Annotated in this window: 22 protein-coding genes; 16 read left to right on the plus strand and 6 right to left on the minus strand. The window is 44.7% G+C overall.

Translation table 11 applies throughout. The features are described 5' to 3' along the window. Positions 1 to 3 precede the first annotated feature (3 nt). From fdxH to BM100_RS15505, 5 genes are all read left to right on the plus strand, one after another. Positions 4 to 930 carry a formate dehydrogenase subunit beta gene (gene fdxH / locus BM100_RS15485; protein ID WP_092512541.1) on the plus strand — a complete coding sequence of 309 codons (927 nt, stop codon included), beginning with the start codon at positions 4 to 6 and terminating at the stop codon, positions 928 to 930. Then, entirely contained in the window at positions 927 to 1,568 is a 642-nt protein-coding gene (gene fdoI, locus BM100_RS15490) for a formate dehydrogenase cytochrome b556 subunit (protein WP_092512543.1), read from the plus strand. Before fdxH ends, fdoI (BM100_RS15490) begins: the two co-directional genes overlap by 4 nt. A gap of 809 nt (positions 1,569 to 2,377) precedes the next feature. Beyond that, on the plus strand, positions 2,378 to 2,509 hold the full coding sequence (locus tag BM100_RS23850; protein ID WP_274539942.1) for a hypothetical protein: 132 nt from the start codon (positions 2,378 to 2,380) through the stop codon (positions 2,507 to 2,509). Continuing rightward, positions 2,493 to 2,804 (plus strand): hypothetical protein, encoded by a 312-nt coding sequence (locus tag BM100_RS15500; RefSeq protein ID WP_139216971.1) that lies wholly within the window; start codon positions 2,493 to 2,495, stop codon positions 2,802 to 2,804. The genes BM100_RS23850 and BM100_RS15500 overlap by 17 nt, the downstream gene beginning before the upstream one ends. Continuing rightward, complete coding sequence (locus BM100_RS15505; protein WP_092512547.1) at positions 2,797 to 4,137, plus strand: MFS transporter; 1,341 nt, start codon at positions 2,797 to 2,799, stop codon at positions 4,135 to 4,137. The genes BM100_RS15500 and BM100_RS15505 overlap by 8 nt, the downstream gene beginning before the upstream one ends. Positions 4,138 to 4,177: 40 nt before the next feature. Here BM100_RS15505 and BM100_RS15510 read toward each other — a convergent pair whose 3' ends face one another. After that, positions 4,178 to 4,678, minus strand: a complete 501-nt coding sequence (locus BM100_RS15510; RefSeq protein ID WP_244590641.1) for a plasmid pRiA4b ORF-3 family protein — start codon at positions 4,676 to 4,678, stop codon at positions 4,178 to 4,180. Here BM100_RS15510 and BM100_RS22610 point away from each other — a divergent pair, their 5' ends adjacent. Together BM100_RS22610 and fdoI (BM100_RS15515) are read left to right on the plus strand one after the other, a co-directional pair. Next, entirely contained in the window at positions 4,679 to 4,795 is a 117-nt protein-coding gene (locus BM100_RS22610) for a formate dehydrogenase N subunit beta transmembrane domain-containing protein (RefSeq protein ID WP_244590640.1), read from the plus strand. It abuts the gene before it with no gap. Next, positions 4,792 to 5,433 carry a formate dehydrogenase cytochrome b556 subunit gene (gene fdoI, locus BM100_RS15515; RefSeq protein WP_092512549.1) on the plus strand — a complete coding sequence of 214 codons (642 nt, stop codon included), beginning with the start codon at positions 4,792 to 4,794 and terminating at the stop codon, positions 5,431 to 5,433. The genes BM100_RS22610 and fdoI (BM100_RS15515) overlap by 4 nt, the downstream gene beginning before the upstream one ends. 90 nt (positions 5,434 to 5,523) lie before the next feature. On the opposite strand, the gene BM100_RS15520 is transcribed toward fdoI (BM100_RS15515), so the two are convergent. Beyond that, positions 5,524 to 5,826: a TM2 domain-containing protein gene (locus BM100_RS15520; RefSeq protein ID WP_092512551.1), complete on the minus strand. Its 303-nt coding sequence runs from the start codon at positions 5,824 to 5,826 to the stop codon at positions 5,524 to 5,526. Positions 5,827 to 6,078: 252 nt separating this feature from the next. Beyond that, positions 6,079 to 6,234: a DUF7401 domain-containing protein gene (locus tag BM100_RS23120; protein WP_169924714.1), complete on the minus strand. Its 156-nt coding sequence runs from the start codon at positions 6,232 to 6,234 to the stop codon at positions 6,079 to 6,081. 271 nt (positions 6,235 to 6,505) lie between these two features. On the opposite strand from BM100_RS23120, the gene fdhE reads away from it, so the two are divergent. From fdhE to BM100_RS15540, 4 genes are all read left to right on the plus strand, one after another. Next, positions 6,506 to 7,438: a formate dehydrogenase accessory protein FdhE gene (fdhE, locus tag BM100_RS15525; RefSeq protein WP_092512553.1), complete on the plus strand. Its 933-nt coding sequence runs from the start codon at positions 6,506 to 6,508 to the stop codon at positions 7,436 to 7,438. Between the two features lie 18 nt (positions 7,439 to 7,456). Continuing rightward, positions 7,457 to 8,854, plus strand: coding sequence for an L-seryl-tRNA(Sec) selenium transferase (gene selA, locus BM100_RS15530; RefSeq protein WP_092512555.1), 1,398 nt, complete (start codon positions 7,457 to 7,459; stop codon positions 8,852 to 8,854). Between the two features lie 45 nt (positions 8,855 to 8,899). Beyond that, complete coding sequence (selB, locus tag BM100_RS15535; RefSeq protein ID WP_092512557.1) at positions 8,900 to 10,876, plus strand: selenocysteine-specific translation elongation factor; 1,977 nt, start codon at positions 8,900 to 8,902, stop codon at positions 10,874 to 10,876. Positions 10,877 to 11,015: 139 nt separating this feature from the next. Further along, positions 11,016 to 12,662: an LTA synthase family protein gene (locus BM100_RS15540; RefSeq protein WP_092512559.1), complete on the plus strand. Its 1,647-nt coding sequence runs from the start codon at positions 11,016 to 11,018 to the stop codon at positions 12,660 to 12,662. Positions 12,663 to 12,737: 75 nt separating this feature from the next. Here BM100_RS15540 and BM100_RS15545 read toward each other — a convergent pair whose 3' ends face one another. Continuing rightward, complete coding sequence (locus BM100_RS15545; protein ID WP_092512561.1) at positions 12,738 to 13,400, minus strand: helix-turn-helix transcriptional regulator; 663 nt, start codon at positions 13,398 to 13,400, stop codon at positions 12,738 to 12,740. A 93-nt stretch (positions 13,401 to 13,493) separates the two neighbouring features. Here BM100_RS15545 and BM100_RS15550 point away from each other — a divergent pair, with 93 nt between their 5' ends. The 3 genes from BM100_RS15550 (at position 13,494) to BM100_RS24090 (ending at position 16,419) form a co-directional block, all read left to right on the plus strand. Then, complete coding sequence (locus tag BM100_RS15550) at positions 13,494 to 14,906, plus strand: MFS transporter (RefSeq protein WP_092512563.1); 1,413 nt, start codon at positions 13,494 to 13,496, stop codon at positions 14,904 to 14,906. 114 nt (positions 14,907 to 15,020) lie between these two features. After that, positions 15,021 to 16,100 (plus strand): TPM domain-containing protein, encoded by a 1,080-nt coding sequence (locus tag BM100_RS15555; RefSeq protein WP_092512565.1) that lies wholly within the window; start codon positions 15,021 to 15,023, stop codon positions 16,098 to 16,100. A gap of 160 nt (positions 16,101 to 16,260) precedes the next feature. Beyond that, positions 16,261 to 16,419, plus strand: coding sequence for a helix-turn-helix domain-containing protein (locus tag BM100_RS24090; protein ID WP_244590639.1), 159 nt, complete (start codon positions 16,261 to 16,263; stop codon positions 16,417 to 16,419). Positions 16,420 to 16,725: 306 nt separating this feature from the next. On the opposite strand, the gene BM100_RS15565 is transcribed toward BM100_RS24090, so the two are convergent. Together BM100_RS15565 and BM100_RS15570 are read right to left on the minus strand one after the other, a co-directional pair. After that, positions 16,726 to 17,262: a hypothetical protein gene (locus BM100_RS15565; RefSeq protein ID WP_092512567.1), complete on the minus strand. Its 537-nt coding sequence runs from the start codon at positions 17,260 to 17,262 to the stop codon at positions 16,726 to 16,728. A gap of 372 nt (positions 17,263 to 17,634) precedes the next feature. Further along, positions 17,635 to 17,916, minus strand: a complete 282-nt coding sequence (locus BM100_RS15570) for a helix-turn-helix domain-containing protein (protein WP_092512569.1) — start codon at positions 17,914 to 17,916, stop codon at positions 17,635 to 17,637. Positions 17,917 to 18,963: 1,047 nt separating this feature from the next. Between BM100_RS15570 and BM100_RS23855 the strand changes: the two genes are divergently transcribed. Beyond that, complete coding sequence (locus BM100_RS23855; RefSeq protein ID WP_274539941.1) at positions 18,964 to 19,095, plus strand: hypothetical protein; 132 nt, start codon at positions 18,964 to 18,966, stop codon at positions 19,093 to 19,095. Between the two features lie 180 nt (positions 19,096 to 19,275). Beyond that, positions 19,276 to 20,384 (plus strand): type VI secretion system baseplate subunit TssF (locus BM100_RS15575; protein ID WP_092512571.1); only part of this gene is annotated, 1,109 nt, incomplete at its 3' end.

Genomic DNA, 20,384 nt, shown 5'->3' on the forward strand with positions numbered 1-20,384 from the left:
TTTATGTCATTGCAATCTCAAGACATTATTCGTCGCTCTGCCACCAATTCGTTGACTCCCGCACCGCATGTGCGGGATCACCAGCAAGAAGTGGCAAAATTGATCGATGTTACCACCTGTATCGGCTGTAAAGCGTGTCAGGTGGCCTGTTCAGAATGGAACGATATTCGTGATGAAATCGGGCACAACGTTGGCGTGTATGATAATCCGGCCGATTTAACCGCAAAGTCATGGACAGTAATGCGGTTTTCAGAAGTGGAAGAAAACGGCAAACTGGAATGGCTGATCCGTAAAGACGGCTGCATGCATTGTGCCGATCCGGGTTGCCTGAAAGCCTGCCCGGCAGAAGGCGCGATTATTCAGTATGCCAATGGGATTGTTGATTTTCAGTCAGAGCATTGCATTGGTTGCGGCTATTGCATTGCGGGCTGCCCGTTCGACGTGCCGCGCATCAATAAAGAAGACAACCGGGCTTATAAATGTACGCTGTGTGTTGATCGTGTTGGTGTGGGGCAGGAGCCAGCTTGTGTGAAAACTTGCCCGACCGGAGCGATCCATTTCGGTAGCAAGCAGGATATGCAAACACTGGCGGCTGAGCGGGTGCAAGAGTTGAAAGGGCGCGGCTATGACAATGCCGGTCTGTATGATCCCGAAGGTGTAGGCGGCACCCATGTCATGTATGTGTTGCATCACGCCAACAAGCCGCAGCTTTATCACGGCCTGCCGGACAATCCGACCATCAGTCCGACAGTCACGTTTTGGAAAGGTGTCTGGAAGCCATTGGCCGCAATTGGTTTTGCTGCGACGTTTGCTGCTTCCATTTTCCATTATGTGGGTATCGGCCCAAACCGGGTTTCTAAAGAAGAGGAAGAGAGCGCCCTCAAGGATATTGATTCGGACAATGAAAATAACGGAGAGGTGAAAAAATGAAAAAGCGTAACGATGTCATTATTCGTCATTCTCCGGTTGAACGAGTCAATCATTGGGCGGTTGTTATCTGTTTTCTGTTCACGGCCATCAGCGGACTGGGTTTTTTCTTCCCATCCTTGAACTGGATGATGAATATCTTTGGTACGCCGCAGCTTTCGCGAATACTGCATCCCTTTGCGGGGTCGGTGATGTTCTTTCTGTTTGTCTTTATGTTTTTCAGGTACTTCAAACATAACATGATAGACAAGGACGACATTGAGTGGGCGAAAAATGTTCATAAAGTGTTGCGTAATGAAGAAGCCGGCGATACCGGGCAATACAACCTCGGCCAGAAAGGGATTTACTGGTCGGTCAGTGTTTGCTTGCTCCTGCTATTGGTCAGCGGCATTATCATTTGGCGCCCCTATTTTGCGGAATACTTTCCGATCTCATTAATCCGGATCGCTTTGCTGGTACATTCACTGGCCGCGATTGGCTTGATCCTGACCATTATCGTACACGCTTATGCCGCATTCTGGGTGAAAGGCTCAGTGCGGGCAATGGTTGAAGGTTGGGTTACGCGTGGCTGGGCGAAAAAACACCACCCGCGCTGGTATCGTGAAATCGTAAAGCAAGAGCAACAAAAAGAGAAAGAGTGATTTTTGAGCAGGGTATTTTGATATACCCTGTTTTTTTATATTTGTTGTGTGGCAACAAAATAGCTGCAATGTTCCTTAACCGAAACATTTGATATGGGGAAGGTATGTATGTGGCTGATATTGTTGTAAGAGCCAGAGTATCTTCAGCATCTAAAGAAGCGGCTATGGCAAATGCCAAAGCGTTGGGCTTGGGTTTATCCACTGTGATATGCATGCTTGTTAATTAATCGGTTGGCGGTTGAGGGGTAATTACCTGACGGATTCCTTCGGTCAAACAGTGAAACTCGACAAGCTATTCGCGATTTAGGGTGGTAGAGGCAATGTTGGTGATTATTTGCCAGACTCGATTTAAAAAGGAGCGAAGAAAGATGCCACAATAAAAAGCGCAAGATGTTCTCCTTGAACCCCTTGCCCTTCTACAGGTCGGTCAGCCATTACTACCTAAATATAAAGAACACCGAATTAATATTGCATCGTGTTGGTAACTATGCTGCTTTATTTAACTAATTTAATATATTAAAAATATAGAACCTCGCCCTACCTCTCAGGCATGGAATAACCAGAATGACAAATTGATAAATCTTTATTGAAAAAATCCATAAAATAGTAAACAAAATTTATTATTTTTTTAAAAGAAATTAGAGGTAATTAGGTTGTTTGGTTATTAATTTTTATGGGTATTATTATCTATCAATATTAATTATTATGATTATTCAGTATTATAAGATGCAATCTAATAATAATTTGTTATTTAATTACTTTTTATTTTTTATGCAATATTATTTAATCTGTTTTGATGATGCGATAATATGAATAAAGCAATAGGAGTTGATGTTAAGTCTCTGATAGATAATCATCTGCGTGCATTATGTATTGGTGATTTCTTAGCTATTAGAATATCTAATTTTACTTATGATGCAGCTGTTGAGAAAGAAAAATAAAAATTATTCTTCATCAAGAAATAATCTTAAATGTGGAACTACAGAATACGAAGGTGCTTTTTACTGTTCATTTTTTTATATTCTTGCAGAGTGTCCTATCCGTATGTCAACGTGGGAGGATGATGGTATCGATTTTATCATTTATGCGAAATTAATGACTGCACTAATGAGTAAAACTAGAGAGGTTTTTGTTGAGGAATCACATAATGAATGTGCTAACTGGCTCTCTTTGAAATTTAAGAGTAAATCACAAACTTCTATTGAAGCAGAGAAAAGGGAACTAATGAATGAGTGAATCAGCAATTGAAACCCGAAAATATACAGGATTAATAGGAATATGTATTGCGAGTTTTCTTGGGTGTATAGATCTCACTGTTGTTAATACTATTATTCCTGCAATTGGGCGTGAATTTAATACATCATTGAGGGAAACTCAGTGGATTACTTCTGTATTTATGATAGCTCTTTCCGCTTTTATGGTTCCTATGGGGACACTGGCTGATACATTCGGGCGGAAAAAAGTATTGATTTGGGGATTGGTGCTGTTTGGTGCAGCATCATTATTTGTTGGCCTCGCAACTAATCTTGCCATTATCACTGCTTTTAGATTTATTCAAGGAATTGGTTGTGCAATTCTCTATACTGTTTCTGGTGCCATTATTTCCTATTTATTTGATAAAAATGAACAAGGAAAAGCGCTTGGAGTTTTATTCGGTATTAATGGACTAGGTCTTGCAATAGGTCCTATTATTGGCGGGTTATTTGCTGGTATTGTAGATTGGCGTTATGCTTTTTTGATAAACATCCCTTTTATCGTAATTAGCTTTATTCTATGTATCTGGTCTATACCTGAGTATAAAAGTGAAAAAGTGAAAAAGCTGGATATACTCGGTTGTATTTTTTTGATTTTTTTTCTAATGAGTCTGGTTAGTTATTTCTCTCTGGATGGAAACTCTCTACAACAATGGGGTTTGTTGGTCATTGCAGTAATAGCCTTATTTATTTTTATACGGCATGAGTTAAAAACTTCAGAACCTATCATTGAGTTCCATTTTTTTTATAATATGCGTTTTGTTTCAGCACTGTTCGCAACATTTTTTCTTGCTTTCTTCTACTGCATAGTTCTATTGACATTACCGATGTTTTTTGCAAAACAGTTGGAGAAAAATGATATTGAGATAGGTTTGTTTTTGTTACCAGCTACAGTTATGTTTGCTTTAACCTCTCCTTGGGTAGGTAATCGCAGTAAACAATTTGGCCCTTCACGGATAATTTTGGTTGGCTTGCTACTGTTTGTCGCTGCTGCGGCTTTACTTTCTCTCGCTTCAACACAAGAAAATGTTTGGTGGTTTATTATCCCGCTACTGTTATTTGGCATGGGATGGGGTTCAATTCTTGGGCCGTCAACTTTAATTGCATTGGGTGCTTTGCCGAGGGAACAAGCAGCTGTTGCTATGGGAACTTCATGGACTATTCATAATATGGGAGGAGCTTGTGGTATCGCTTTTGCTGTATTCTTATTATCCTGCTTTGATACATTGCTTCAGGGTTATCAAGCACTAACATTATCTTTGGCCGGACTTGCCTTAGTCTTTACTTGCATCTGTTATTTTCTGAATCGAAAATAATTTTAAATAGAAAGGGGAACAGCTCATTGGCTTTTGCCGTTCAATGACACTGTAGAGGATCGTCTTTCAGCTTATTGAATTGAATAGGAAAGTTAAAAATGAAGCCGGAGGCGATACATTTCTTCCGGTTTTGCAAGATATGATTAATTGATTTAGTGATTAAACAACGCGTTGAGTCTATCGTTCGCCTGCTGTTTATCAAAATACTCAGGTTGTTCATTCGGGGGATAATCTTGCCCATTCGAGCATCTTTGCTTCTTCTTCTGTCAGGGGGTTTCATTTTCCGCAACTTGAGTAAATTGTTCCAATTCCAGATACCGCCAGAATCTTCAACCGGATACATACCAATACCAGCGGTGATTTCAGGCTGCTTAACGTTCTTTTCCAACACTTTCTCTACGATTATCTGATGAAACCAATCATTGGTGAAATCATATTGATAGATGATCTCATCTTCGGTTTCACGAAGAAATACGCCGATAGGCAATTGGTCATGATGCTCTTCCGGGATATTCACCCCCTTGAGTTCGAAACAGAACACGTGAGCATTTTCCATTATGTGGGTATCGGCCCGAACCGGGTTTCTGAAGAAGAGGAAGAGAGCGCCCTCAAGGATATTGATTCGGACAATGAAAATAACGGAGAGGTGAAAAAATGAAAAAGCGTAACGATGTCATTATTCGTCATTCTCCGGTTGAACGAGTCAATCATTGGGCGGTTGTTATCTGTTTTCTGTTCACGGCCATCAGCGGACTGGGTTTTTTCTTCCCATCCTTGAACTGGATGATGAATATCTTTGGTACGCCGCAGCTTTCGCGAATACTGCATCCCTTTGCGGGGTCGGTGATGTTCATTTTGTTTGTCTTTATGTTTTTCAGGTACTTCAAACATAACATGATAGACAAGGACGACATTGAGTGGGCGAAAAATGTTCATAAAGTGTTGCGTAATGAAGAAGCCGGCGATACTGGGCAATACAACCTCGGCCAGAAAGGGATTTACTGGTCGGTCAGTGTTTGCTTGCTCCTGCTATTGGTCAGCGGCATTATCATTTGGCGCCCCTATTTTGCGGAATACTTTCCGATCCCATTAATCCGGATCGCTTTGCTGGTACATTCACTGGCCGCGATTGGCTTGATCCTGACCATTATCGTACACGCTTATGCCGCATTCTGGGTGAAAGGCTCAGTGCGGGCAATGGTTGAAGGTTGGGTTACGCGTGGCTGGGCGAAAAAACACCACCCGCGCTGGTATCGTGAAATCGTAAAGCAAGAGCAACAAAAAGAGAAAGAGTGATTTTTGAGCAGGCCGTTTGGATTCTAGAACTAAAAAACCGTCAGCGTGAATGGACGGGCTAGTTAGCCCGTCTGTTTAGCTTAAAAAGGGTTAGCCATACTTCTTGGCGAAATCTTTATCTGACATACATAAGTAGATAATAAATTCGATAAAAGAAACAATATAAGGAATGAACGTCCAGCAAAAAATAAGGTATAAAAGCCCCATTCCTATTCTTCCTAGATAAAATTTATGTGCCCCGATACAGCCAAGGAAGAAGGCTAACAGTGCTGCAGTGATTCTGCTTTTTTCGCCTTTAATTTCTTCTTGTTGGACTGCGCCACAACCAGGGCAAGAATTAGCAGAAACGTGGATTTCTTTTCCACAGCCACGGCAATAAACCATGTTCGACATCTTAATATCCTACTTTAAATTAATTGTTTCATTTTAGAACTATAAAGTTAAAAAACCAATAATTTTCGGCCGTGCTGGAATTAGAACAACAAACGAAAATAATTATAATATTATGATTTTTATGCAAAAAAATAATTATGAGTGTGTCTATTCAAAAGGCAGTTGTGGTATTCAATAACATGTGTGGAGAGCGATGTGTTTTTCTCTTGTTGTACCGATAGTACCTATTGAAAATAGTACCAGCAGCAAAATTTATCCCAGCCACTCCGAAGACACGAGGTAAAAATTAACTTTCGTTTCTAGCTGTCTGATAAGCCCGGCAATCGATAGCTCAGGATCAAGATTCAGCATACTTTCCCAGATACCGCTCATATTGATTTGGAGCGGCCCTTTTAGTGTGGCTTTCATTTTAATTATCTTCAGATATGGATAACCCAATCAAGCAGAGTTCTGATGATTATGCTGCTAAGACAATATTTCTCAATCGAAAATAATGCAATCCTAACCAGAACCTGACATTTTCTTTTTTTTCTTCTGCGACCGTTGGCGTATTTTTTTGGTATCCGGATAAATTTGATGCCAGTAAACTTGTGTTGAACTTAACGGTCATGCCATTCTGTGGTTTGATAGGTAAGATTGGTTGCTATTTAGATATCAACACAGCGGGAGGGGTAAGGTAATGAGCATTCGCATTGTGCCAAAAGAACAGTTAGGCAAAGAGCGCGTTAATGAAAGAGGGGCTGGTTTTATTCCTCCTTTGTTGTTTGCCAACCTAAAAAATCTGTATCAGCATCGTGCGGAACGTTTAAAAACGTTGGCAACGGAAGATAATCCACTTTCAAGCTACCTGAATTTTGTTGCTGAAATTGTGCAGGCGCAACAGAAGGCTTTGTATGATAACCCTCTGGATCGCGAATTGGATGAGATCCTCAGCCATGACCTGCAAAAAAGTGGCATCCCTCTGAATTGTAAAACCTTACCCCGTACTCTCCATTGGCACAATATTTTACAGTCTTTAATGGCCGAACTGTTGCCTACAGTACCTGAACACGTGAAACCAGCTCTGGAAAATCTGGCGAAAAATTCAGAACAAGAGCTGGAAGAGATGGCCAGTGCATTGCTCAATAGTGAATTTGGCAAGGTCAGTGCCGATCAGGCCGTATTTATCTGGGCAGCACTGTCCGTTTATTGGGCGCAAATGGCCAGTTTAATCCCCGGAAAAGCGCGGGCGGAATATGGCGAGCATCGTCAGTTTTGCCCGGTTTGCGGCAGTATGCCTGTTGCCAGCATTGTGCAAATTGGCTCGAGTCAGGGTTTGCGTTATTTGCATTGCCATTTGTGTGAAAGTGAGTGGCATGTTGTGCGAATCAAATGCAGTAATTGTGAGCAAACTGGTGATTTGGGGTATTGGTCACTGGATAGTGAGCAAGCGGCAGTGAAAGCAGAAAGTTGTGGGGATTGCGGTAGTTACCTGAAAATTTTTTATCAGGAAAAAGATCCCAATGTGGATGCCGTGGCTGATGATCTGGCGTCACTGGTTCTGGATGCAAAAATGGAAGAGGAAGGTTTTTCTCGCAGCAGCCTGAATCCTTTTTTGTTTCCCAACGAATAAGTGGCTAAGGGAAAAGCGATGACACAAGCAATAAACTCGCTGTACCGCCAGTTGCCCTCTATCGACAAATTGTTGCAGGAACCCGGGATCATCCCGCTGGTTGAGTCGCATGGACAGACGCGGGTCGTGGACATGTTGCGGGAAATGCAGGAGCAAGCGCGGTTCAATATCCGGAATCATCAAACCTTGCCTGAATGGAGTGATAACTGGGCGGCATCACTGAATAACCGGATCAAACAAGAGCAAACATCAGCCTTGAAGCCGGTACTTAACCTGAGCGGTACGGTGCTTCATACCAATCTGGGGCGTGCATTGCTGGCTGAATCAGCGATTGAAGCCGTGACACAAGCGATGCGTTCGCCGGTTACACTGGAGTATTCCCTTGATGGTGCAGGCCGGGGGCACCGTGACCGTGCATTGGCGGATCTGTTGTGCACACTGACGGGCGCAGAAGATGCCTGTATCGTCAACAATAATGCGGCTGCGGTTCTGTTGGTATTGGCAACGGTTGCACAGGGCAAGCAAGTGGTTGTTTCCCGCGGTGAGCTGGTGGAAATTGGCGGTGCGTTTCGTGTTCCTGATGTGATGGAGCAAGCCGGCTGCCGTCTGGTGGAAGTGGGAACGACGAATCGAACGCATTTGAAAGATTATCAGCAGGCAATCAATCCGGAAACCGGATTGCTGATGAAAGTACACACCAGTAATTACAGTATTGAGGGTTTTACGGCTGAGGTTTCGGGAGAGGAGTTAGCGAAGCTGGGGATGGGAGTGCAAATCCCAACGGCCATTGATCTTGGCAGTGGCTCCATGATTGATATGACGCAATACGGCTTGCCTGCGGAACCGATGCCCGGGGAATATCTGAGGCAAGGCATCGATTTGGTCACTTTCTCGGGCGATAAACTGCTGGGTGGCCCGCAAGCTGGCATCATTGTCGGCAGAAAAAAGTGGATTGACGCTATTCAGCGCCATCCGCTGAAACGTGCGCTACGGGCGGATAAAATGACGCTGGCAGCGCTGGAGGCAACACTGCGCCTCTATCAACATCCAGAACAACTCCATCAAAAATTACCGACCCTACGCTTGTTGACTCGCCCACAAAGCGAAATCCATGATATGGCGCAACAGTTGCTTCCCCGAGTTCGGGCATATTATGGCGAAAAATTTATTGTTCGCGATGAACCTTGCCATTCCCAGATTGGCAGCGGATCTTTGCCTGTCGATCGCCTGCCCAGTTGGGCGTTGACGTTTACTGCCATTGACGGGCGTGGCAGTACATTGGAAAAACTGGCTCACCAATGGCGCAATTTGCATAATCCCGTGATCGGGCGCTTGTATGATGGACGGTTATGGCTGGATTTACGTTGCCTCGAAGATGGGAGTGCATTATTGCGGTCATTACTGCCCTCACTATAAACATCACCATAAAAAATCGGCGTTATAAAAATAGGCGCAATGACTATGATTTTTGCCACTGCGGGACATGTCGATCACGGTAAAACGACATTGATTCAAGCCATTACCGGCGTTGATACCACCCATTTACCGGAAGAGAAAAAACGGGGCATGACCATCGACCTCGGCTATGCTTACTGGCCACAGCCGGATGGCTCTTCTGTAGGCTTTGTCGATGTCCCGGGACATGAAAAATTCTTGTCCAATATGTTGGCGGGGATGGGGGGAATTGAGCATATCCTGTTGGTCGTGGCTTGTGATGATGGTGTGATGGCCCAAACGCGGGAACATCTGGCCATTTTACGTTTACTCGGGCGACCGAATATCACGGTTGTGCTGACCAAAGCGGATTGTGTTGAGCAGGCTAGGGTCGAAGAGGTCCGGCAAGAGGTAATGCAGTTGCTGGGATCACAAGGTTGGCCAGCAGCGCCTTTGTTTGTCACGGCTGCCACTGATGGTGAAGGCATCGCCCCACTGCGGGAGCATTTACTGTCTATTCATCAATCAAGGGGCATCCACCAGCCCGAGCCAATATCTTCGCCAAACCTTACTCATCAACGCTCCTCTTTTCTTGAAAACCCGCAACATGCAAAAGCTAATCACCGTTTTCGTCTGGCCATCGATCGGGTTTTTACCGTTAAAGGGGCGGGAATTGTCGTTACGGGAACGGCGTTGGCAGGACGTGTCAGCGTTGGAGATACGCTATGGCTGACCGGGTGTGATCAAACGGTCAGAATTCGGGGCTTGCATGCCCAGAATCAATCAGCCGAACAGGCTCAGGCGGGGCAGCGCATTGCATTGAATATCGCCGGTAATATCAGCAAAGAGCAGATTTCCCGTGGTGATTGGCTGCTGTTACAAAAGCCGCCGTTTCTCCAATCAATCCCTGCGGTGACCAGAGTATTGGTAGAAATTGAAGCGGATGCACCGTTGCAAAATTGGCAGTCCCTTCATATTCATCATGCTGCCAGCCATCTCACCGGGCGGGTTTCATTGCTCGATTCATTGGCGGGCAGTTCACTCGCGGATAGCCCGTTATTGGCTGAATTGGTGTTGGATAAGCCTTTGTGCCTGGTAGAAAATGATCGCTTGATATTGCGTGATATCGGTGCCAAGAGGACGCTGGCGGGAGCACGGGTCATTCATTTGGATCCCCCGCGCAGGGGCAAACGGCAGCCTGAATTTTTGCATTGGCTGTCTCAATTGGCTCGCTCGGGCAGCCACGCGGATAATCTCTCCGTGTATTTGCCACGTGGTGCGCTATCGCTCAGCCATTTTGCCTGGGCGCGTCAATTGACGGAGAACCAACTAAACAATTTGTTGGCAGAAATGGATATTGTCATTGCGGGAGATTGGGCATTATCGCGGCATCATGCGGTACTGGCAGAACAAAGGCTCGTGCAGGTTTTGGCGGATTATCACCAAAAGCATGCCGATCAGCTGGGGGTGAGTAAAGCCCGCCTGAAGCGGATGGCATTACCTTCATTGGATGAAACTCTCGTTTATACCTTAGTCAGTCGGTTGCTTGAACGGAAGGAATTGAAGCAAACCCACGGCCTGTTGCACCTGCCGGAGCATGGTTTGGCGTTTAGCCCCGAACAGGTTGCCCTTTGGGAAAAGACCGAGCTTCACTTTAACAATGAACTGTATTTTAAAAATGAAGCATGGTGGGTACGCGATTTGGCAACGGAAATGGGAGAAGACGAAGAGATTGTGCGTGCTCTTCTGCGAAAAGCTGCCCAGTTGGGGTTAATTATCGCCATTGTGCCAGATCGTTACTACCATCGTCAGCGCATACTGCAATTTGCTGATTGCATTCGCCAATATAGTAAGAATAAAGGTGGGATCACGGCGGTTGATTTTAGAAATGAATTAGGCATCGGCCGAAAATTGGCTATCCAGATTCTGGAGTTTTTCGACCGGACAGGATTTACCCGTAGAAAGGCCGATCTGCATGTTTTGCGGGATGAGGGGGTTTTTTAAACCATTCTATTGAACTCCTTTGGATCCAAGGTGTCTTCATTGAGCAAACTTGCTGAATTTTATTGGCTGTATCTTTGGCAACCCAGCGATTTTCATCGAGGGATGTCAAGCATGAACCCACGTGTGGACTCAATAAAGTATGAAGAAAAAGATAATCTCCGGGATTTATCTTGGATTGCTGTTGATTGCTTCCTTGATATTGGTATTTGAAAAGGGCAGTGATATTTATCCTGCGTTAATATCTGTTGGTGTGTTTGGCATCATCTTTGGTCTGGTTTTCCTGATTTCAGCACGTTGGTTATTTTCAGCGGTATTGGCCGGAACTCTGTTTATTATCCTCAAATTTCTCAATCAGATAAAAGTCCATTACTACAAAGAGCAACTGCTGTTTTCGGATTTGAACGTCATGTTAGATCCCTCAAATCAGGAAACCTTGCGCCATTATTGGCTGGCAGGTATTGCGGTAGCGGGGATGATTGTCTGGTTGATATTCAACATGATATTGGGTTGGAAAAACGCCCCTTCCGTACGTGGTATCAAATGGCGCATTGCCAGCATTGTTCTGGTGGCAGCCAGTTTTTGGGGCATTCATCTGACCGTCAATGCTTATCATGCCCAGTGGCAGGGAGAATTGCCGAAAGGGCGGGGAACGATGACCAATATGGTAATGTCAGCGATGGATGCACATTACCAGCCACCGAAATTTGGTACTTCTGCTGACTATTTCTTGCAACAGGCGCAACAGATTTCTTTGCCAGCCGTGCAAGCTGATGTGAAACCTGACGTTGTTGTATTATTGCAAGAATCCACGGTTAACCCCGAGCTGTACCAATTGCCCGCGAATGTGAAGTTGCCGGAGCTTTATATGTTCCAGCGTGATGCGGGAGTCAGCGCCCAAAGCCCCCTCAGGGTACAAACCTTTGGTGGCGGTACTTGGTTATCTGAATTTTCTGTTTTAACCGGATTGAATACCGATGATTTTGGCTCACGTAAAAACGGGGTGTTTTACTTTGTCGTTGATCATCTGCAAAACAGCTTATTCCGTGCGATGAAAGAGAACGGTTACTACACCGTTGTCCTGACACCATTTAATAAGTCAGCTTACCATGCAGGACACGCTTACAAGACATTGGGTGTTGATAGGATTATCCAGCCACAGGAATTGGGATATCCCGCCAGCATGGATGAAAATCTGTGGACAATCCCGACACAGGATATGCTGTCTTATGTGAAAGCCATTCTGGCGAGAGAAACAGACAAGCCAATTTTTATTTTCTCCCTGACAATGTATGAACATGGCCCTTATGAAGAAAGCCATCATGACGATTATGGCCTGACGGGAAACATTGAACGTTCAACGGCAGTCGGCAAGTTCAGCCACTATATAGAGAAAATCCGGGCTTCTGATCCCGCCATCAAGGATTTCAGTGAATTCGTTGCCAAACGTGATAAGCCTACGGTTTTCCTCTATTTTGGTGATCATCAGCCAAGCATTCACTTTGAGCATTATCACACAGCGCTTTCTGATCCCGCTCATATTACCCAATTTACCCTGCGGGATAACTTGCAACAGGGAGCACCCATCACAACGGGCAAGCTGACCGATATTTCGTTCCTTGGCGGAATGATCCTGGAGCGCGCCCGCCTGGCGGCCCCGCCTTTTTATCAGGCCAACATCGCCATGCGTCATTTGTGTGACGGTGCGTTGAATGATTGTTCGGATAGCGCACTGGTCGAGAGCTATAAGCACTATATTTATCAGCGGCTGGGTGCGGCGGGCAACTAATCACTTTCACACCTCTTTTGCCGGTGATGCTGTCTGGCAAAAGAGGTGCGCGTGATGATTTCAATCGTATGGCATTTATTTACGGTTAAGTGGTGTAATGCGGTAGGTGCAGCGCCTGCCACCACTGAGGATGTATTCGATTCGTTGCACATCTGCCTGCAAAATTTCATTGAAAATGTTCAACTCTGCCCGGCAAAAGCCCTGACATGTTTTTGCTGCACTACAGATTGGGCAATGATTTTCAAAAAACAGAATATCCCCGTTATCCTCAACAGAATAGTGAGCCATATAACCTTCCTGGCAGCGGATCGCAACCAAGCGCTTTACCTTTTCCTGTAGGTCTGTGATACCGGCCATTGCTTTTTGGTAATTGGAAAACGTTTCTTTTTCACGGGCGCTGACAATTGTTTCAATGGCCGTTTCGCCCAATTGACTGCGAATAATCGCAATCAATTGTGTTGTTAGCTCTGCATGGGCATCAGGGAATTTGGCATGGCCTTTCTCCGTAAGATGCCAGAGTTGAATTGGGCGACCGACCCCTCTCGCTTCTGATTTCGCCTCGACTAAGCCGTCCTTAGCCAGTTTTACAAATTGCTGGCGGGCTGCTTCGCCAGTTGTTCCCAATAACTTGCCGGCATCAGAGGCTTGTAAGGCACCTTGAGTTTTTAGCAGCATTAATAACTTATCACTCACTGTGTGCCCAGCGATTATATTAAATTCCAAGTCTGAGCTTGACATATTCATGATCCCGACATTAATTTATTCCAAGATTTAGCTTGTTTAATTTAACGTAAGACTTTTCATAACTCAACCTGTGTTCAGGACAAAATCATGATAATAGCTGAGGAAGGCCGCTGGAAGGACCTGTTTTCCAGTAAAAATGCGCCAAGTGCGATAGCACTTTCATTGGGTGTCGGATTAATGGCAACGAACACCTTAATTGCGATTACTATTCTGCCCTCTGTTGTAAACGATATTGGTGGCTTGAACCTCTATGCCTGGAATACGACACTGTTTGTCATGGCATCAATAATTGGTTCTATCCTTTCTGCTAAGTTACTGAGTGTATCAGGCGCAAGAAATGCTTATTTGATCGCGGCCCTCATTTTTCTCATTGGTAGTTTATCTTGCACTGTCGCACCGACGATGGAAATGATGCTGGTTGGAAGAACTATTCAGGGACTCGGTGGTGGATTTTTGTTTGCACTGTCCTATGCGATGATCAATCTGGTGTTTGAGGAATCCCTCTGGACCCGGGCGATGGCCTTGATTTCGGGAGTGTGGGGTGTGGCAACCTTAATCGGGCCGGCCATAGGCGGCATTTTCGCTGAAATGAACGCATGGCGTTATGCATTTGGCATTATGGTGCCCATTATTTTGTTGTATGCCATATTTACCTATATGATTCTGCCGAAAAAACAGGAACAGGATAAAACCAATACGCCATTACCGTTTGTGCAACTGATCTTATTGGCAGCGGCTGTGCTGGCGGTGTCATCCGGCAGCTTGTCCCAAGATGTTCGGATGAATATTCTGGGCATTGCTGTGGCCGTGATATTGGTCTCATTGCTGGTCATCTATGAACGTCGTACTTCAGCAAGATTATTGCCTGAAAACGCCCTGAGCCTGCGCTCTCCCCATCTGATTTTATTTCTTACCATATTACTGCTGGTTGTTGGCCTGTCATGTGATGTTTTTATTCCTTATTTCCTGCAAATTTTGCATGGGCAATCTCCTCTGGTTTCTGGTTATATGGTTGCGACCGCAGCGCTTGGCTGGACAATAGGAGAGATGGCCAGTGCCAGTTGGCAAGGCGCGAAAATGCGATTCGCCATTATGAGTGGCCCCGTTTTCATGTTTCTTGGCATGTTGCTGTTGCTTGTACTATTGCCCAACCCATCGGCTGGGGAGTGGCAAACAATACTGGCGATCGTTTTAGGTTTGGGGATATTTGGGTTCGGCATCGGTTTTGGCTGGCCTCATCTTCTGACCCGCATTTTGCAGGTTTCCAGCGATGCCGATAAGAATATTGCCGGTTCATCCATCACTACCGTGCAATTATTTGCCACCGCATTTGGCTCTGCACTGGGCGGCATGATAGTCAATTTATTCGGATTTTATCAGCCGGGAGGAGTAGAAGGTGCATCCACCTCTTCCCATTGGTTGCTTTTATTCTTCGCGATTACGCCAATATTGGCATTGTTGACGGCAAGTAAAGCAGCAAAAATCAAAGAAGGGAAATAAGCCTGCCAGCAGCGGCATCATGTAAAAATAATGCCGCTTTTCTCATTACACGTAATCGGATATATCCCTATAATACTGGCAATTGATAGTTGAAGAAATAACCAAGGATATTTGATGTCAGTAATTGCCCGTATGCCAAAGGATGGTCGTAGTACCCGCATGATACAGCCGGTAAGCCGCTATTTTTCGATGATGAAACACGTTGTTATTCTGTTCTTACTGCTTATCGGAATAGGAAATGTATCTGCCAAAGAGCTAAATCAAAAAACAACCTCTGTTGAGATCCCCGTCTTAAACAAGCACGTAGTAGACACCGCCAATGTTCTAACCAAAGAAGAGAAGCAGCGCCTGACCCGTAAGCTGAAAAAATTGCAATCAGAAGAAAAGGTGCAGATGGCTGTTTTAATTATCCCGACACTTGGTGGAGAGACTGTTGAAGAATTCTCTTCCCGTGTCTTTGCCAAGTGGAAATTGGGCAGTACCGAACACAATGATGGCATTTTATTTTTGGTTGCATCTGCTGACCATCAAATGCGTATTTCAGTGGGTTCTGGTCTGGAGCATAAATTAACCGATGGTAAAGTTGCACGTATTTTGCGTCAGGATGTGAAACCGGCGTTTAAAGAGGATGCTTATTTCGAAGGACTCAGCAATTCGATTGATTCCATCGAAACATTGCTGAAACAGCCGGGACAAATGGAAACACCGAGCGATATTGCAAAAACCGTTCAGGCTTTTGAAGAAGATAATGCATCATCTGACAGCTCACTCGGAAAAGATCTTACTGCTCCATTAGTGCTTTACTTGTTGGGTATGATATCCCTGCCATTGGCGGTTTTCCGTGAAGGGCACTGGGCTAAGCGTTTCCTTAAATGCACCTTGACTGTTGCTGCTGCTACATTTGTATTGAGCCTTGTCGGTGTATTTCCCCCTCTGTCTATTTGGTATTACCTGCTCATTTTTCTGTTGCCAGTCATTTTGGCGCTTTTGGTTATTTTCTCGCTATTGTCGCTGGTGGGGGGAATGGTCAAAAAACTGTTTGGTGGCCTGTTTGGTGGCTCAAGTTCCCAAACTCAACCTCCGGCTGAAAGTATAAAAATAAAAAATGAAGATGACAGCGATGATGACGATAACGATCGCTTTATTGGCGGCGGCGGCAAAAGCGAGGGCGGTGGCGCTTCAGGTAGTTGGTGATTTTTGCATAATGGTGGGGAGTTATCCCCCACCTTGGATTGCAAAAATGCATTTGAAATTATTTGCCTGCTGCGTGTTCGTCATCTGAATTTTAGCCATCACATTCAGATTTCTTTATGGATATTATTGTGTCCATTTATGGAGATCTTGGGAGAAAGTCATGGGCCGTTTTTTATTACTGGATGATGTCGATGTCCAACATGCTTTTGCCAAACATCTTCGTAGCCTCCGTAAGCAAGCTAAACTCTCACGAGAAGCGTTGGCTAAGCGTAGTTGTATACCTGCTGCGACCATTAAAAAATTTGAGCTGGCCGGGTAAATATCCTTTCGCCAACTATTGTTGCTTTGGCAAAGTTTAGATGATTTACAGCGTCTTTTTGAGCTGACGCAAGAGCCGAGAGACAAACCTGTCATACCAACATCGATTGAAGAGGTATTAAAATATGACGTTTAAACCGACTCAAAAATTAGATGTCATGCGCACGCTATCGTCGGGTGAGCGCTAGATGCGGCTTATAAGATGACGGAGATATACCGAACATAGAAATCCCCAACAAGAGCGCCATGCAACGCTCAAGTAGGTTTAATACTACCTTTCTATCAAGGCAATCAGTAAGAAAGGAGGTTACTGCTGGGGGATTGGATATTTCAGTTCAATTTCAGGAGCGTCGGGTAAAAATCTACCTGAACGAGCCATCGCATAACCCAATATTTCTTCAGAGGTGAGTTCAGCTTCGAATGTTTCATTTTGGAACCAATCATCAGGCCAAAAAATAAGATCTGAAATATTGGTATCCGGAAAATTCTCTTCCAATAAATTGATTGCATAGTACACATCTGACTCATGCTCATTGTTTTCAGAGAAAATATTAACCAAGGCCATCGCTTCATCAAAGCCCAGATCTGCAATGTATTTTATTTTATAAAAAGCGGAGTAAATAAAGCTTTCATTGTCAGTATAGGAATGCAAATCCCGGAACTCATGGAATTCAAACTCTCGGCTGGCATTTTTATTCCATTCATTGATGAGTTCTTGGATCTCCGGAACATGCGCATTTTTATGGTCAAAAATTTTATCTTCGATTTGAGTCAGCAATGACTCCATTCTTGCAAATTCTTCTTCATTTGGCTTATAGGGTTTTAATCGCTGAGGGATTGGCATAATAAGTTACCTTTTCTTGTTTTATTCTAATAAGTTGTTGTTCTAATAAATTGATTTCGAGGCATCAATATGTCGAAATCCTATCGGAAATAAAACACGACGTAGTTTGCTGATAAGCCATACAATTCCCTGAAATAGCAAAAAGCCAGCAATATCTGAGTATTACTGGCTTTGTGAAGTGCTATGAGAGGCTATGAAATACTATTCAATATTGGATCTGTTCATTGAGTATACGGCATTAAGCCTTGTTATTTATGGGTTTGTGATATTCAATATTTTCTAGGGGTACCCCCTTGGGTACACGCTAAATCGAGGTGTACCAATGAGTTAATACTCAACGAATGAGATAGATTATTTTGGCAACGTTCTAAGTTAGTGACCAATTTTATTGACCACTTCAGATTTATCGCGAATCTTGCGTTCAATAGGCTGACCGTATGAATCAAAATATCGACTAGGCCAGATTTCTGAGGGATGGATGCCGAGGTAATTAGCGATGATCCATTCGCCTTTTGGCCATGGTCTGCTGAGCGTATTGGCTAATGTTGATGAACTGAGTCCAGCTTCACGGGAGACTGCCGCTAGGGTAGTACCACGCTTACGTAATGCCGCAATAATATCGGCCTGATGCCAATCTTTTTTAATATCAATCATTCCTGCTACCCCTTCCATTAATTATTCATTGATGGTGGTGATTCAGACAGGGTTTGCAGACCGGCACTTATTCCGGCGAGGCATAGCCTCCCCAGCCTGAACCACCATAGAAAAGGTAATAGCAAGAACACTGGTAAAGTATCTTACCAGTGTATAAGTGCGCAAGGCTGCAAAACCTTGACCATTAGATTTTGCTAATGGCGGGAATACTTTAACTGATTGTTTTATCTAACTCAATAACCGAACTACTAAGTTGAACGGCTATAAATCCGCTTAGCATTGTGCCTGTGTACTTTAAACTCAGTTGACCTCTGCGAGACCAAGCGGTGAGTTAAATCATTTTGTTGGTCAAGGCACATCGAATCCTGTCCTCCGTTATCACACAAACTCAGGGAAGAATACGGACGGCTAAATCAATCTTTGTTGTTTATTCTTGTTCGTGATCGCTTCGCTATCCGTATTTCCCCTGTGTTTTTCAGACTTATTTTACTTATTTCGAAACACTCCCTGCGTGTCGGTGAGGTTCACCGTTCCGTGGTGCGTCAGATAATGTGTAGCAGGGCGAGAATTGTGTTGAGTTTTTGCAGGAGTTCGCTATGTGCTCAGCACGGCGATGGAGTACTCCCCGTTCAGTGCCTGATTTAGTCAGGATGAACGCCTCATTATCGTGACGTGGGTAATTTCTCCTTTTTTTCGATATCAGCCTGTTGTCAGGCAGTGGATTAAAAAACAAACGAAGCAAGTCGATTCAGACAGAAAAAGGCCCGTAACAACGGGTGACTTTGAGTAATACGTGGATCAAATGGGTCGTAAAGGCAGGCCGGGCGTGCTTTGGACGTTGGCCGCTTAGCGGCGTCACTTGGTAATCGCTCCGCTTAAACGCAAGTGACGCCGCGCGGTGTTCGGGACGTTTAACCATTCGTTAATCAAAACGTGGCAGGGGACTGCTCTACGTGAATGATAAGCCGGTGAATCAAGAAGCCGGATAACTTTCATCGCCAGACGATGGGTTATTGTCCAACGATATCTGCTTCCAAAAGTGCGCAGATGTACCGCAATACTTGCTCTCCCTTTCAGGCTACGGGAGATTTATTTCGCCACCCGAAGGTGATCCTGACAGGCGATGGATCGTTATTGTCAGCAAAGATGTTATCGGTTGAAGTGAAAGGGGTCAAATGATTACTGCGATTGTTTTTTAAGATTTTTCTTGAATAGCAAAAAAATCGAAATTCATTAGTTAAACTAACAAATAACTCCGTATAATAGTCAAATATCGTCTATTTCTTTTTTATTTATAAATATTTTCAATGAAATGCCGATGGTTCATTAGTTTGAATATCTGTGCAAAGAAGGAGAAATATGAAAAACCGCAAGGAATCGCTGTACCTGCAAGAATGCGCTTACCTGCGGGAACTAGCTCAGCGCGTGGCAAAAGCATCACCCCATTTAACTGATTTTCTGGCAACAGCCCATGATCCCGATATTCAACGTCTTTTCGAGGCGTTTGCCCTGCTGATTGCCCGCTTACGGGATAAACTGGAGGATGATTTCCCCGAAATTACCCACGGTATTCTGTCCCGTATCTGGCCGTTAGTGCTGTGCCCTGTTCCGCCCACCACTATCATGCAATTTTTCCCTGCCGATGGCGAACATCAGGGGGCTGTTGATATTCCCAAGAACACTTCCGTTTCTGCGCAAACGGATGGGCAATTGCTCAGTTTCAAAACCTGCCGTTCACTGCATATTGAGCCGCTAGTTGTATGGGATCGCAGGGTGAAAAAAACCGGCACCCACAGTGAAATTATCCTGACCCTTTGTCAGACGGGAAGTACTTCTTCGGTCTGGAAATGCGGAGCGCTCTCATTTTTCCTTGGCACGGTTACTGAACAGGCAGCACAGCTCAGCCTGTGGTTAGATCAGCATATTTGTGATGTCAGCCTGCGCACACAGGGTGAACAACGAAAATTGCGCTGTTTTCCCTATGGTTGGCATGATGTGTTGGATGCTCCCATCCTGCCGATGAAAAAAAGCTCCTATGCCGGCCTGCAAACGTTGGTTGAGTATTATGCGCTGCCGCATCTGTATAACTTTGTCACGCTGGATATCAGCTGTAGTTGCACGGAAGTTCCGCTTAATACGGATGGTACTTTTGAACTGATTTTTCGTTTTGAAGGCGAACTGCCGCTGGATGATGTCGGTGATGCCTTTATGTTGGGCTGTGTGCCGGCCATTCATCTGGAAAAAAGAACCAGCCCGCCTGTCCTGCTGAGTGCCGAAAATCACTGCTATCCCTTGCTGCTGGGCGATGCCATGAAATTGTTCCGATTACATGACGTTAAGGTGGTTCAACAGCCCGATGATGACACCCAACGAGGCACGCCTTACCGCTATCTGCCGATAGAGCAATTTACGCCCGCAGCGGAGCTACTGGCCGGAGAAGAACCGGATTATTTTTACTACCAGCTTCG

The organism is Xenorhabdus mauleonii (assembly GCF_900113945.1).
GTDB lineage: Bacteria > Pseudomonadota > Gammaproteobacteria > Enterobacterales > Enterobacteriaceae > Xenorhabdus > Xenorhabdus mauleonii.

What these genes read in the sequence shown, in the direction of transcription:
- fdxH (WP_092512541.1), top strand. Translation starts at nt 4, where the DNA reads ATGTCATTGCAATCTCAAGACATTATTCGTCGCTCTGCCACCAATTCG.
- fdoI (WP_092512543.1), top strand. Translation starts at nt 927, where the DNA reads ATGAAAAAGCGTAACGATGTCATTATTCGTCATTCTCCGGTTGAACGA.
- BM100_RS23850 (WP_274539942.1), top strand. Translation starts at nt 2,378, where the DNA reads ATGAATAAAGCAATAGGAGTTGATGTTAAGTCTCTGATAGATAATCAT.
- BM100_RS15505 (WP_092512547.1), top strand. Translation starts at nt 2,797, where the DNA reads ATGAGTGAATCAGCAATTGAAACCCGAAAATATACAGGATTAATAGGA.
- fdoI (WP_092512549.1), top strand. Translation starts at nt 4,792, where the DNA reads ATGAAAAAGCGTAACGATGTCATTATTCGTCATTCTCCGGTTGAACGA.
- BM100_RS15520 (WP_092512551.1), bottom strand. Translation starts at nt 5,826, where the DNA reads ATGTCGAACATGGTTTATTGCCGTGGCTGTGGAAAAGAAATCCACGTT.
- BM100_RS23120 (WP_169924714.1), bottom strand. Translation starts at nt 6,234, where the DNA reads ATGAAAGCCACACTAAAAGGGCCGCTCCAAATCAATATGAGCGGTATC.
- fdhE (WP_092512553.1), top strand. Translation starts at nt 6,506, where the DNA reads ATGAGCATTCGCATTGTGCCAAAAGAACAGTTAGGCAAAGAGCGCGTT.
- selA (WP_092512555.1), top strand. Translation starts at nt 7,457, where the DNA reads ATGACACAAGCAATAAACTCGCTGTACCGCCAGTTGCCCTCTATCGAC.
- selB (WP_092512557.1), top strand. Translation starts at nt 8,900, where the DNA reads ATGATTTTTGCCACTGCGGGACATGTCGATCACGGTAAAACGACATTG.
- BM100_RS15540 (WP_092512559.1), top strand. Translation starts at nt 11,016, where the DNA reads ATGAAGAAAAAGATAATCTCCGGGATTTATCTTGGATTGCTGTTGATT.
- BM100_RS15545 (WP_092512561.1), bottom strand. Translation starts at nt 13,400, where the DNA reads ATGTCAAGCTCAGACTTGGAATTTAATATAATCGCTGGGCACACAGTG.
- BM100_RS15550 (WP_092512563.1), top strand. Translation starts at nt 13,494, where the DNA reads ATGATAATAGCTGAGGAAGGCCGCTGGAAGGACCTGTTTTCCAGTAAA.
- BM100_RS15555 (WP_092512565.1), top strand. Translation starts at nt 15,021, where the DNA reads ATGTCAGTAATTGCCCGTATGCCAAAGGATGGTCGTAGTACCCGCATG.
- BM100_RS24090 (WP_244590639.1), top strand. Translation starts at nt 16,261, where the DNA reads ATGGGCCGTTTTTTATTACTGGATGATGTCGATGTCCAACATGCTTTT.
- BM100_RS15565 (WP_092512567.1), bottom strand. Translation starts at nt 17,262, where the DNA reads ATGCCAATCCCTCAGCGATTAAAACCCTATAAGCCAAATGAAGAAGAA.
- BM100_RS15570 (WP_092512569.1), bottom strand. Translation starts at nt 17,916, where the DNA reads ATGATTGATATTAAAAAAGATTGGCATCAGGCCGATATTATTGCGGCA.
- BM100_RS23855 (WP_274539941.1), top strand. Translation starts at nt 18,964, where the DNA reads ATGTACCGCAATACTTGCTCTCCCTTTCAGGCTACGGGAGATTTATTT.